At 61.3% G+C, this 13,237-nt stretch carries 10 protein-coding genes; 3 read left to right on the top strand and 7 right to left on the bottom strand.

Annotated features, from left to right (window positions below; genetic code table 11):
• Positions 1 to 101: 101 nt before the first annotated feature.
• Positions 102 to 527, bottom strand: coding sequence for a group III truncated hemoglobin (locus DN745_RS17850; RefSeq protein ID WP_111337050.1), 426 nt, complete (start codon positions 525 to 527; stop codon positions 102 to 104).
• Between the two features lie 151 nt (positions 528 to 678).
• Here DN745_RS17850 and DN745_RS17845 point away from each other — a divergent pair, with 151 nt between their 5' ends.
• Both DN745_RS17845 and pncA read left to right on the top strand, forming a co-directional pair.
• Positions 679 to 1,131: an RrF2 family transcriptional regulator gene (locus DN745_RS17845; protein WP_162687772.1), complete on the top strand. Its 453-nt coding sequence runs from the start codon at positions 679 to 681 to the stop codon at positions 1,129 to 1,131.
• Between the two features lie 80 nt (positions 1,132 to 1,211).
• A complete protein-coding gene (gene pncA / locus DN745_RS17840) occupies positions 1,212 to 1,829 on the top strand; it encodes a bifunctional nicotinamidase/pyrazinamidase (RefSeq protein ID WP_111337044.1) in 618 nt (205 codons plus the stop codon).
• Between the two features lie 12 nt (positions 1,830 to 1,841).
• On the opposite strand, the gene DN745_RS17835 is transcribed toward pncA, so the two are convergent.
• The 3 genes from DN745_RS17835 to DN745_RS17825 all read right to left on the bottom strand — a co-directional run bounded on the left by DN745_RS17835 (position 1,842) and on the right by DN745_RS17825 (position 5,661).
• A complete protein-coding gene (locus tag DN745_RS17835) occupies positions 1,842 to 3,551 on the bottom strand; it encodes a SpoIID/LytB domain-containing protein (protein ID WP_111337041.1) in 1,710 nt (569 codons plus the stop codon).
• A 101-nt stretch (positions 3,552 to 3,652) separates the two neighbouring features.
• Positions 3,653 to 4,852 (bottom strand): PEGA domain-containing protein, encoded by a 1,200-nt coding sequence (locus tag DN745_RS17830; protein ID WP_111337039.1) that lies wholly within the window; start codon positions 4,850 to 4,852, stop codon positions 3,653 to 3,655.
• 203 nt (positions 4,853 to 5,055) lie between these two features.
• Complete coding sequence (locus DN745_RS17825; protein WP_111337036.1) at positions 5,056 to 5,661, bottom strand: hypothetical protein; 606 nt, start codon at positions 5,659 to 5,661, stop codon at positions 5,056 to 5,058.
• 254 nt (positions 5,662 to 5,915) lie between these two features.
• Here DN745_RS17825 and DN745_RS17820 point away from each other — a divergent pair, with 254 nt between their 5' ends.
• On the top strand, positions 5,916 to 6,971 hold the full coding sequence (locus DN745_RS17820) for an arginine N-succinyltransferase (RefSeq protein WP_162687771.1): 1,056 nt from the start codon (positions 5,916 to 5,918) through the stop codon (positions 6,969 to 6,971).
• Positions 6,972 to 6,996: 25 nt separating this feature from the next.
• Here DN745_RS17820 and polA read toward each other — a convergent pair whose 3' ends face one another.
• From polA to DN745_RS17805, 3 genes are all read right to left on the bottom strand, one after another.
• A complete protein-coding gene (gene polA / locus DN745_RS17815) occupies positions 6,997 to 9,819 on the bottom strand; it encodes a DNA polymerase I (RefSeq protein WP_111337031.1) in 2,823 nt (940 codons plus the stop codon).
• Between the two features lie 119 nt (positions 9,820 to 9,938).
• Positions 9,939 to 11,720 (bottom strand): hypothetical protein, encoded by a 1,782-nt coding sequence (locus tag DN745_RS17810; protein WP_111337029.1) that lies wholly within the window; start codon positions 11,718 to 11,720, stop codon positions 9,939 to 9,941.
• Positions 11,721 to 11,747: 27 nt separating this feature from the next.
• The gene (locus DN745_RS17805) at positions 11,748 to 13,112 is read right to left on the bottom strand and encodes a M23 family metallopeptidase (protein WP_162687770.1); all 1,365 of its coding nucleotides are present in this window, start codon (positions 13,110 to 13,112) and stop codon (positions 11,748 to 11,750) included.
• Positions 13,113 to 13,237 lie beyond the last annotated feature (125 nt).

Below are 13,237 nucleotides of genomic sequence, written 5' to 3'. Positions count from 1 at the left end.
TCAAACACTACATATTTTTAGCAATTCAACTTAAAATACAGAGGCATTTCCCCAAAAACCGGGTGTATTGTGATGCCCTGGGGCACCTTAACATATTCACATCAGGTTTCACCCTCGTAGGGCCCAAGATTTCGCGACAACGCGTCGGCCATAAAGCGCGAGCGCCCCGCCAGCCACGCAGCCTGGTCGGGCTCGAGGACATCTTCGAGGGTCTGCTTAAAGAGGTCGAGCCAGCGCACAAAATGGGCGTGCTCAAGCTCCGGCATATTCCAATGCATCACCGGCGGCGGCCCCTTGGGGCTCTGGGTATAGCTGCGCTCGCCGCGAAGCACGGCGCTCCAAAACCCGACCATGCGCTTCAGATGTGGACCCCAATCGAGTATATAGAGGTCGAAGACCGGGCCGATAAGCTCGTCCTCCTGCACGCGGCCGTAAAACGCGTGGACAAAGGTCTCGATATCTTCGCGGCTAAACTCGGGGCGCGGCCCCTGCATTTGCAGATTATGCTCTCGCGTCGCAAAGGACATGGTACTCTCCGTGCATTATAGCGGATGGTTCCGAATGCTCGTGCATTCAAATTCAAGCTGCTCTATAAAGATCATAGAAACAAATAGGACTCTCAGAGTCCACATTTACAGAATCCCGCATCTACTGGCCAGTGTAAATAGGCGAATCGCGATGAATTTGACCCGAAAAACAGATATTTCGATTCGCTTGCTGGTCTATTTTGCCGACCGGGGCGAAGCCGGCGCGACCGCGGCCGAGGCCGCCGAGGCGCATCAGATTTCACCGACCTATACGGCCAAGATCATCGCCGAGTTGAGCGGGCATGATTGGCTGCACACCAGCCGTGGGCGCGGAAGTCGCACCCAATTGCGCGCCGACCCCGAGGCGTTGCGCGTGGGCGATGTCGTGCGAAAAATGGAGCCTTTCGAGCTGGTGGAGTGCTTTAACCCCTCCCAAAATTGCTGCCAACTCAGCGGTCATTGCAGATTGCGCGCGCAATTAGAGCTGGCGCGCCAGGCTTTTTTGCGCTCGCTCGACCAGGTGTGCATCGCCGATTTGCAATCCCCACATTCCCTTGATTTGGCCAGCGCTGATGGCGTTGCGCGCAGTCATGAAACGGGCTAACTCAAGGCCCACAGGCGACGCGTTCGCGCACGCGATGCGCCTCGCCCGATTGGAATTTTTCTCGAGAAGCGGAGTAAATCATGTCAAAAAGTGCGTTGATCGTCATCGATATCCAAAATGACTTTTTGCCCGGTGGCGCGCTCGGTGTGGCGGGCGGATTCGATGTCATCGAGCCCATCAACAAATTAATGGGGCGATTCGACCTGGTCGTGGCGACCCAGGATTGGCATCCGAGCGACCACGCGAGCTTCGCCTCCAATCACGCGGGGAGAGAGCCCGGCGAGGTCATCGAGGTGGAGGGGTTGACCCAGGTCTTGTGGCCAGACCATTGCGTGCAGGATACGCCGGGCGCAGAGTTCGCCGAAGGCCTGGACACCGCGCGCATCGAGCGGGTCTTTCGCAAGGGCAGCGACGCGCGCTACGACAGCTATAGCGGCTTCTATGATAACGGCCACCACAGCGCGACGGGCATGACCGAGTACCTGCGCGAGCAGGGCGTCGAGCAGGTGTTTTTGGTGGGGATCGCGACGGACTATTGCGTGAAATTCAGCGCGCTCGACGCCTGCGCGGACGGCTTCGACACCACGGTGATTATCGACGCATGCCGCGGCGTCATCGTGAGCCCGGGCGATATCGAAAAGGCCGTGGCCGAGATGACGCAGGCCGGGGCGAAGATGGCCGCCGCCGGCTCGTTCTAAAGACCGCCGGGCTTAGTAGAGCTTTCGGATATCGATGCCCGAATAATAGTGGCCAAGGATATCTTGGAAGCTCTTGCCCTGGGCGGCCATGCCCATCGCGCCGGTCTGGCACATGCCAACGCCGTGGCCAAAGCCGGCGCCGCGGAACGTAAATTTCGTGATATTTCCGGCCGAGTCGGTCTGATAATCCATCACGAAGAGCCCGCTCTTTAGCCCCCCGAAGAGCCGGCGCACGTTGAGCTCGCGCTCAATGACCGCCTTGCCCTTTTGACCGGTGAGCTCGAGACGAATCACCCGCCCGCTCACCCCGCGGCTCAAGACCTTTGCGCCGCGAATCTTGCCTAATTTATAGCCCTGCTTCCCAAGCCAGGCCTCGACCTCGGCGATGCTCGCCGAGTCTTGCCAGCGATAATATTTCGTGCTGCCCATCGGCGAGGTCTTCGAATAGGCGGGCATATCACTGGCTAGGAAGGCCTCGAGGTTTTGGGTGGTGATGCCGTTTCGGAACTCGGCAGGCACATCCTCGGCCGGCACGTCGGCCTTGCCGCGAAGATAGGGCCGCGCCTTGGCGTCCCAGACATTATTATTATTCTCGGTGAAGCCGCCGGCGTTCGAGCTATAGACGGCCTCGACGATCTGCTGCTTGTAGAACATCACCTGGCCGCGGGTGGCCTTGACGGCGCGCGTGGCGCGCGGGTCCTCCGCGCCCACGCCGCCATAAACCTGGTCGTAGATATCGGCGCGCTGCATATAGGGGTCGGCGAGGTTACGCACGCCGAGGGCGGCGAAGATCTCGTTTCGCGCGGCGACCGCCTGGGCCATCAGCGCCTCTTTGGGGGCGCTGGCGTAGGTCTCGGAGGGGACGACGCCGCGCAGCAAACGCTCGGCGCCCAGGCTGGTCATGGCGACCAGGCTGCCATCTTTGTCGGGCGCGAAGACCAGCTTACCGAGGTAGGTGCGGGTCTCAGTGCCGGCGTTATAACTCTTCTTTACGCCCGGAATCGTATAGCGAATATCCTCGTCGCGCCCCTTTTTGGGGGCGACCCAGAGGGTGTCCGGGGAGTGAATCTCCATCGACAAGCCCTGCCCGGTCAGCGAGATCATGCCCGAGGGGAACCGGGTAATCTCGCTATGAATCCGGCCCTCCAGGCCGTATTTGGTCTCGAGGTCGCGCTGAAGTTTCTTGGCCTGCTTCAGATCTTTCGACCCGCCGATGGCCACCAGAATCTGGCGCGAATCAAAGACCTTACCGCGAATCCCGAAGAGCCCGCCGACCTCGAAGGTGTCGGGCAGATAGCCACGTTTCATCCACTGGTCTTTCACCGCCTCAAGCTGCGCGCGCCGCGCGACAGGAAGACTCTCGACGACCACCCAATGCTTATATTCGCCCGGCCGCGCCTGCGAAATCTCGACCGTATAGGTCTTATTTCCGGGCAAAACGATCTCCGGGCCGGACTCTCCCTGCGGGAGCACGCGGATGGTCTCGGTGGGCGTAAACGCGACTTTTTTGGCGCCCTCGATGACCGCGACTCGGATGATCGGGTCGCCTTCGGGTGTGAAGTTAAGCTGCGGGGCGTAGAGGATTCCGAGGCGGTCGGCGGCGGTCAGCCCGCGCTGCTGCGCCTGCGCCGCGGGGGCCCAGAGGAAGGTGCTCAGGAGCCCCGCCATCAGCAGAAATTGCATCCATCGCCGATGGCCAGGCTTCGTGGAGAAATACTTCATAATTGAGAATAATGGGGGAACAGAAAGAAGGGATGGATGAGAATTGAGGAGAGGGAGCAAGAAAATCGGCGCCCGTCGGGGGCGCCGATCATCGCGAATATTTACCAGCTCCACTGCGCCTGGACGCCGCGCGTTGACAGGCCGACATCCCAATTCGAGTCGTCGATCTTTTGGGCGCGTTGCTGCGCTTCGCCGCCGTCGTCGAGGACCAACCAGACGACGCCGGCTGCCACGCTGACCAGGCCGACGCCGAGCAGCACGCGATGGCCCAACTCATAGCTCTCGCCTTTGTCGAGCAGGCCCTGCCGGTCGTTAAGATAGGCCTCACGTTTGGCCGGGGCGGGATCTCGATTCGCGTCGAGCGCCTTTAATTCATCTTCGGTGTCGAAGATCATCAGCGCCATCACGCCGCTGCCGGCCAGGGCGATGCCGCCCACGCCGATCGCGCTCCAGGCGCCCCAATTCGGCCCCGAGGACGCCGGCATCGGCGGCGGGGTCACCGTCTTACGCCCGCTGACGGGTGCCTTCGCCGCGACCTTATCACTCGCCCCAGGCGCCCGCTTCATCGGCGCCCACACGCGCACGTCCGCGCCGGCGATCAGCTCAACGTTGGTCTTCCAGGTCGTATATCCTTGGCGCGACGCCTCGATTCGGTAGATTCCCGGCGGCAGCGAAGAGCGTTTGATCGGCGCGACGCCCACCATCGTGCCGTTCAACTTAATCTCGGTATTATCGACGTTCGACTCAATCTGCAGGAGCGTGGCCTGGTTTTCGGCGACCGGGTTCGCGTCACGCGGGAACAGGCTCTGAACTTCCTTTCGGAACGCGCTCACCGGGTCAGCGGAGCGCCCCTGACTCGTCTTGGTTTCGCTGGCCAGGGTGCGCACTAGCTGGCGGACGATCTTTTGGCTCTGGGCGTCGAAAATAACGACCGTGACCCGGTGGGTATCTTCGACCTTCGCTACTCGCCCAAAGATCAGGACCCGCGCGTCGAGCTGGTCCGCAGCGCGCCCCAGGCAGGGCAGGCTATCGCTGGAGCACCCCAGCACGATGGCGACTTCGGAGAGGTTAATCGGGGATTGGTTGACGATATCGTAGGAGGAAAATTGCTGGGCTTCGTTTCGCAGCACCGAGGTCAACGTGTCCAATAATTGGGGGTCAACGCCGGTGCCTTCGAGGTTCAAAACCGCCACATTGAGCGCTTCGTCATTGTCCTGTGCGAACGCGATATTCGCCGAAACGCCCCATAAAAACAGCGTCGCGACGAGGGCCTGAATAAAAAACATTTTCTTTTTGTACATCGCAGTCGCTCATTGTTTTAATTTAATGCAAAAGCCACGGCGCGAGTATATGGGCCAGAGGGTCTTAAGTAAAGAAATCAAGCGAATATCGCCCTTTGTTCCGGGGAGATTGCGACCTTTTCGGCGTCTTGATTTTTGCGTCGCCAGACACCAAAAAGCCCGGGCGAATGACGCCCGGGCTTTTTGGAAAATCAACGCTGGATTTATTCGCCCGACTTCGGCCCGATATCTTCGATGACATCTTCTTCGGCGGAGTCCGTCTTCGCCGCGGTATCAGGGACAGCCTGGGCGGCTTTCTCGGGCTGCGGCAGGGTCTCGCCGACGAGCTTACGATAGGCCATACGCGAGCCCATCGAGGCGCCCATGCCGATGACCATCGCGGTGGGTCCCATCGAGCCGGTGATCATATAGACGGCGATGGTGCCGGCGGTGCCTGACGCGGAGGTTACGAACCCGCAGCCGGATTCGGCGGCGACGTGCTTGGCGGCCTGCGCCCCGTCGATCTGCCCGCTGCGCATAAATTTATAGGCCTGTTGCCCGCCCAGCGCGCCGTCGATGACCGCGCCGGCGACGCCCGCGCGCCCGCACATTTTGCTCAATTCGAGCACCGGCCCCGAGGCGATGGTGCGCATCGCGCCCATCATAAAGCGGCCCTGCTGGGTTTGCTTGGCGGCCCAATAGGCGTGGTTCAGGGTCCCGGCGGCCGGGTTACGCTGAAAGGTGTCCACGGAGGCGCCCGCAGTGCGGCCCAATTGTTGCGCCGCGCGGCGCCCGAGTCCCGAAATTAACTTATTGATGGAGCGGCTCATAATTTTTCTCGTCAAGACGGGTTAGTTCAGCGTGGATAAAACCGTTCGGCTTCCTCAAAGATAGACAACTAAGGCGGCTGTGACAAATACAAGCACACCGGCCCGCAGACCTAGCCCGCAGCGGACGTCCGCCGAAGTCGCGTGTTTCTGCGCAACCCAACTTGGTGTAGCCTGCCGGCGGATCGAAAATGTCGCGTCCAATTCGCGACTCTATCGCGGCGAATTGGAGTCATCATCATCGAGAAATTAGCCCTATGTTCCTTTTACGCGAAGCATTGCCTACCGACCTCGACCAATTGCGAGGCCTCGCACGTACCTTAAACACATTGAACCTGCCGGATGATTCCGCGCGGCTCAAAAGACTCGTGCAGATCAGCCGCGAGAGCTTCGACGGGACCTACCGAAAGCCGCGCTTTCGCGACTATCTATTTGTGCTCGAAGATGTCGCCGAGAAGCGACTGATTGGGAGTTGCTTGATCATCGCTCAGCACGGCACCCACGAGCGCCCGGCGGTGTATTATGACGTGCATAATGAGCAAAAATACTCGTCGACCCTCGACAAATTGATCATCCACCGTGTGCTGCAGTTGCGCTTTGATTATGACGGTCCCACCGAGATCGGCGGGCTGATCCTTGCCCCCGAATACCGCGCGCATCCGCTTAAATTGGGGCGCATCTTAAGCTTCGTGCGCTTTCTATTTATCGGCCTGCACCGCGACCTTTTTCGCGACGAGGTGGTCGCCGAGTTATTGCCGCCGCTCAACGACGATGGGACCAGTGATCTGTGGGATTGTCTGGGGCGAAATTTCACCGGCCTCAACTACCGCGAGGCGGATCTTCTCAGCCGCGACAATGTCGAGTTCATCCGCAACCTCTTCCCCAGCAAGCCGATCTATACCGCGCTCTTGCCCGAGCATGTGCGCAAGATCATCGGCGTGGTCGGCGAGAAGACCGTGCCGGCGCGCCGGATGCTCGAGAAGATTGGGTTTGAGTGGGATAATTCCATCGACCCCTTCGACGGTGGGCCGACCTTCGCGGTCAAGACCGACGACTGCGCGCCGATCATCAACACCCGCCGGCTGGCCTACCTTGGGCCGATCGCCCAGGACGCGGCGCCAGATGGCCAGGCGCTCGTCGCGCTGGACACCCTCGACAAAGAGCAGCCTGACGCGGAGATGAAGCCGCGCTTTCAGGCCGTCTACTGCGATTATCGACTCGCCGAGGGCGGCGCCGAGATCAACCTGCCCGACCTGCCGGGCTTCGACGCGCTCGCCCGGGGCGCCGAGGTGGGGCTGCTCCCCTTCGATTGACCCCGCGCGCCCTGCTGAGTCGACCTTATTTGGCGTCGAGCCAATTGTCGCCGCACCCGAGGTCGACCAGCAGCGGCACGTCCAGCTCGCACACGCCTTCCATCGCCTCCCGCACGATCGTCTTGGCCGCGTCGACGAAGGCATCCTCGACCTCGAATACGAGCTCATCGTGCACCTGAAGGAGCATGCGCATCGGCAACTCCTCGGCCTCGATCTTGGCCTGTAAATTCACCATCGCGAATTTAATGATATCGGCGGCGCTGCCCTGAATCGGTGTATTGATGGCGACGCGCTCGGCGAATGCCTGCTCGCGCCGACCCAGCGTCCCCATATCGGCGATCTGGCGTTTTCGCCCAAACATCGTCTCGGCGTAGCCGCTGTGGGTGGCGTCGGCGACCAGCTTGTCGAAGAACGCGCTGACCCCGGCGTAGCGCTCAAAATAATTGTCGATATATTGCGTCGCCTCGCCCTGCGAGATGCGCAGGCTTGCGGCGAGCCGGCGCGCACCCATGCCGTATAACACCCCGAAATTAATCGTCTTTCCGGCACCGCGCTGGGCCGAGGTGACCTCTTCAAAATCAACGTCGAAGATCTGCGAGGCGGTGAGGCGGTGGATATCCGCGCCGCGTTTATACGCGTCCAAAAGCAGCGGGTCCTGGGACATATGCGCCACGATACGAAGCTCGATCTGCGAATAGTCCGCCACCAATAACTGATAGCCCGGCGCCGGCACAAACGCCTTGCGGATCTGGCGGCCGCGGGCGGTGCGCATCGGGATATTCTGCAAGTTCGGGTTCGACGAAGACAGCCGTCCGGTCGCCGCCACCGCCTGATTGAAGCTGGTGTGGATGCGCCCGGTGTCCTCGCGAATCAGCAGCGGCAGCGCGTCGACATAGGTGCCTTTGAGCTTGGAGAAGGAGCGGTACTCCAGGATAAGCGCCGGCAATTCATGCAATTCGCTCAGCTCTTCGAGGACACTCGCCGCGGTCGAGGGGCCGGTCTTGGTGCGTTTTTTGACCGGCAGGCCGAGGCGCTCAAAGAGCACTTCGCGCAATTGCTTGGGGCTATTCGGGTTGGTCGGCCCGCCCGAGAGCTCGTCGATCTGGTCCTGCAGCTCGCCGAGCTCCTGGTCGAACTCGACGCTCAGAACACCGAGCATCTCCGGGTCGATCTGGATGCCCTCGGCCTCCATGATCGCCAGCACACGGGTGAGCGGCACCTCAAGCGTGTCGTGGATTTCTTTGAGCCCCGCCTCGATCAACATCGGCTCGAGCAGGTTGCACAGCATCAGCGTGATGTCGGCGTCTTCGGCGCCGTAGGGGACCGCGGCGTCCAGGTGCACCTTGTCGAAGGTGACCTGGCTTTTGCCCTTTCCGGCGACGTCCTCGTAGCTGATGGTCTGATAATTGAGCCACTGCATGGCCATCGCGTCCATGCCATGTTTATTGCTGCTCGGGTCGAGCAGATAACTCATAAGCATGGTGTCATAGAGGATGGCGCGCAGGTCGATGTCGTATTTTTGAAGCACCAACCATTCGTATTTAAGGTGCTGGCCGACGACCTTTTTGGCGTCCTCGCTCTCAAGAAACGGCCGCAATTTCTCCAGGATATAATCCAGGTCCAGCTGCTCGCCGACGCCCTCATAAGAATGGGCGCACGGGATATAGACCGCGTCGTTGGGCTGCCAGGCGAAGCTCATGCCGCAGATCTGCGCGTCCAGCGGGTTGAGGCTCGTGGTCTCCAAATCGAAGGCGAAGCGGTCGACTTCGGCGAGCTTGGCGAGGACTTCTTCGAAGGCCTCGACGCTTCGGATGGCGCGGTAGTTTTTGCCGCTATTGGTGTGGTCATTTTGCTCCGCGGCGGCGCTGTTGGCGCCGGCGGCGCTGCTGAAAAAATCGAGCTGGTCTGACGGCTTTTTCTTGGCTTTTTTGGCCTTTTTGGGTTTCTCCGGCTCCGGCTCGAGCCAGCCCTTTGCCTCCATCCATTTGCGCACGTCCCGAAGCGGCGAGCCGAACTCAAGCTCGGTAAAGAGGGCGTCCAGCTCGGCGAAATTCGGCTTGCTCAGCACCAGGTCTTCGGGCTGAAACTCCACGTCGCAATCATCGCGCAAGGTCACCAACTCCAGCGACAGGCGCGCCTGGTCGGCGAAGTTCTCCAGGTTCTCCTTGCGCTTCTTTCCGCTGACCTTGTCGATATTGGCCAGCAGGTTCTCCAGGTCGCCGAACTCCTCGATCAACCGCCCGCCGGTGACCTCGCCGATGCCCGGCACGCCCGGGATATTGTCGGAGCTATCGCCAGCCAAAGCGAGCACATATTTGACCTTATCGGGCGTGACGTTGAAGCGCTCCTGGACCTCTTCGGGGGTGTAGGTCTTGTCGCGCATGGTGTCGAGCATGCGGACTTCGTCGGCCAGAAGTTGCATCAGGTCCTTGTCGGCGCTGACGATGCAGACCTCAAAGCCCTCGGCGCGCGCCTGGCGGGTCAGGGTCGCGATGACATCGTCGGCCTCCACGCCAACCTGGGTTTTAATCGGGATATGCAGCGCCTCAACCACCTTGCTAAAATATGGCATTTGCTCGCGCAGCTCGTCGGGCATCGCCGAGCGATTCGCCTTATAATCATCGTATAAAACTTTGCGAAAATTCGGCACATCGACGTCCGACACGTCGAAGGTCATCGCGATATATTCGGGGTTCTCATCGCGCAAAAGGCGCATCAGCATCTGAGTGAAGCCGTAAATCGCGTTGGTGGGAAAACCTGCGGCGGTCGACAAGCTCCGGATCGCGTAAAACGCGCGGAATATATAGGAGGAACCGTCGACAATATAGAGCGTTTTATTCTCAGACATAAAAATGTGTGGGATTTTAGAAGATCAATTGAGACCATCTATCGGCGCCCCCAAGCAGCGTTTCAGCGGGGATTTTGGGCGCAGATAATCGGTCATTTTAGCCAGATCGGCGGACGCGCTCAGAAATAGCTTAATACCATCAGAAGTCCAAGGACGAACAAAGACAGGGTGCCGACGACGATAAAAATGAGGGCGCCGAAGATCAGGTTCTCGCGCTGAATATTGCGCGAAAGGGCCATCGCGCCGCCTTCGTCATCGGCCGGGTCCTCGTCCATCTCGAGGTCTACATCCTGCAAAAGACGCCCCTGCTCGCGGTAGGCGCCGATGCCGAGCAGCACCAGATACCCCACCACGGCCATGCCGATCAGCAGGGCGATGATGGTCAGCAGGCGCAGCTTATTTTGGATCTCGGCGGTCTCGGCGTCGAGCTTGGCGATGGAGGCTTCGCGGCTATTTATCAGGGGCGCCGGCACGTCGAGGTGGCGCGGCAGGACCTCGGTCATCGCGCGAATCCAGCCGCTCAGCTCGCGCTTGCTGGTGCTCGACTCGAAGGCATCGCCGGCCAGAATCTGGTCGAAATACGGGTCGTCGACGTGGGCTGTGATATATTCGGCCAGGGCGCGGGCGGCCTGCTGATAATCGTCGAGTTGGGCGCCCGAGGCGCCGACGAGGTAGTCGATATCCCAGGCGTTTTCGACGCCGTAGACGCTGCGATAGACCTGCACGCGATAGAGCTGCAGCGGCGCCTTTTCGCCCGCAGCGCCGGCCTTGGCGGTGGCGCGCGACTTCGGAATATCGACCCGAATCCCGCCCCCCTTTTCGCCCAGGCCAAAGACCTTGGCGTCCACCCAGCGGTCGGCCTGATACAGGTCGACCATCACGCCGCCGTCGCGAAAGAGGCTGTGCAGCGCGCCGTCGGCGCTGCGGCCGGGGACCGCCAGCGGCTCGCTCATGCGCAGTGAGACCTGGCTGGGGACGGTGCTCAGCACGAGCCGCGCCCGGCTGACCTGCGAAGACGCGCCCGCGCCGTCTTCGCCCGTGCTTTCGACCGGCGAAGGTGCGCGGGGCGCTGCCAAATCCTCGGCGCCCAGGCGCCCGGGCGCCTCGGTGCTGAGCTCCCAGACGAGGTCCGTGCCGGCCGAAACCGGCACGATGGCCAGCCCCAGGGAGTCGGTCTGAATCGTCGCCGGGACCGCAGCCTCGCTAATGCCATCTATCTGAGAAATATGGAGTTTTGCCGACACCGGCGCGCCGTCTTCGCGCCGCGTCGTGCGGACAAATACCGTACTCTTTAGCCCGCGCGCGACCTCGCCATCCGCCGGCCAAAGCGCGATTTGAATCGGGCCGTCGGAGGATTTTACGCCGCCGGATGCCTCGTTTTTATCGGCCTCGCGGCGCTCGGTCGGCGCGGGCCAATAATCGAAGTTGGTCGGGGGTGGCAGGACATTAAAAGGAGCATCGGTTGTGAATTCGGGGGCGGCGTCGGTGGCCCGAGGATCGATCTTCGTCTGCATGCGCAGGCGATAGTCGCCGGGCTCAGCGCCCGCGGGCAGCGGGGCGCTCAGGTGGAAGAAGCCGTTGGGTTGAATCGAGGTGCGCGCCCAGGCGACGCCCTGGGGGGCGTCTTCGGCAGTGGCTTTTGCCGCGGCATCGACCAGGTCGAATTGAACTTCGCCGCGGCGCAGCGGCACACCCAGCCGCGCGTCGAGCACCACGCCGCGCATCGCCACCGGCGCGCCGGGCGCCGCCGCCGGTTGGGCCCGCGCATACGCCGCGTAATCCACCTTGCGCAGCGACACCGACATATAGGCCATGATCAGCCCGGCCACGCAGATCACATAGAGCGCGATCGCCGCGTTGCGCGCCAGCGGGCCGGTGAGTCTGTGTTTCCATCGAGTCATAGCGATCGCGGCGAGTGGGATGCTGGGTTAGCGCGCCGAGATGCTCGGCTGGTCGTTGATCGGCGCGGCCTCTAATTTATAACCGGTCTTCTCCAGCGCCTTATTCAACCGCTTGGAGAGCGGCTCGACGATATCGTCGAGGAATCGCGCCCGCTCGGAACCCTTAAGCGGCTCGCCGCGCTCGGCGTCGACCTTGCTCGGGTCAATATAGCGCCCGTTATGCTTCATCCCAAAATGCAGATGCGGGCCGGTGGAGCGCCCCGTGTTGCCGACGCGCCCGATGATCTGCTTTTTGCTCACGCGTTTTCCGGGCCGCACCTGTTTGTTGATCTTCGATAGATGGGCGTAGATGGTCCGATAGCCATTGGCGTGGCTGAGCACGATGAGGTTGCCGTTGGCGCCTTTATACCCGGCGTAGACGACCTTTCCGTCGGCGACGGCCCGGATCTTGGTGCCGATGGGCGCGCCATAGTCGACCCCATTATGCATCTTTCCCTTTTTGAGCACCGGGTGGAATCGCCGGCCGTAGCTGCTCGTGACGCGCACGCTCGCCAGCGGGCTTTTGAGAAATTGGCGCTTCATATTCTCGCCTTTTTCGTCGTAATAATCGCCCTCGTCCTCGGCGCCCTGGTGGTAGAACCCCTGATAGACGCGGCCCTCGCTGGTATACGCGCCGGCCAAGACCCGCCCGTAGCGCAAGAATTGGTCCTCGATATAGACCTTCTCGAACACCAACGCGAAGCGGTCGCCGGGCTGGGTATTGGCGTTAAAGTCGATGGTATAGGCGAAGATATCGGCGAAATTATAGATCAGCGAGCCGTCCTCGCCCTGGTCGGCGACCGCCTGCCACAGGCTGCTCTTAACGACGCCGCCGATCACCTCTTCGCGAACCTGCACCGCGACCTCTAACTTGACGCATTGGTAGGTGTCATCGCCGCTTCGGGTGGTCTCCCAGATGTCTTCCGGGGAGCTCTGATAACGCAAAAGATTGATCTTTCCGTCGGCGCCCACCCGCACGAACCACTCGTCGCCCGGGCGGCTTCGGCGGAAGTTGAACTCCTTAGCGGTCGCGCTGACCACCGAGTGAATTGACTGCGTAGAGATATTTCGGGCGTTTAAGACCCCCGAGATCGACTCGCCAGACTTGAGCACGCCGCGCATCTCGACCTCTTCGCCCTCGACCCAGACCGCGTTGAGCTGCTCTTCGCGTTTGCTGGTCCCGAGCTCGGGGTCGGCCTCTTCGACCTCAAGCGGGGCGCGCGCCGCCAGCACGCTCTCGCCGACCACCGCGCTCGCGCGCGCCAGCAGAACCTCCTGCTCCAGGCGTTTGTCGCCCTCCGGGTCGCGCTCGGCGAACCACCACCACAAGCCCGCGCCGATTGCCAGCATCATCAGCACAAAGATAAGCTTTCCGGGCCCCCTGCCATGTCTGCGAGATCTGCGTCGGCGCGATCTGCGGCGTTGATTTCGCAACAAATCGTTCATCGGCGGGTACTTCGCCATCGTTTTATCCTGCG

This window comes from Bradymonas sediminis, assembly GCF_003258315.1.
Classification (GTDB): Bacteria; Myxococcota_A; Bradymonadia; order Bradymonadales; family Bradymonadaceae; genus Bradymonas; species Bradymonas sediminis.
The sequence above is the reverse complement of the archived record's forward strand: the minus strand, read 5'-3'. Positions and strand labels throughout refer to the sequence as shown.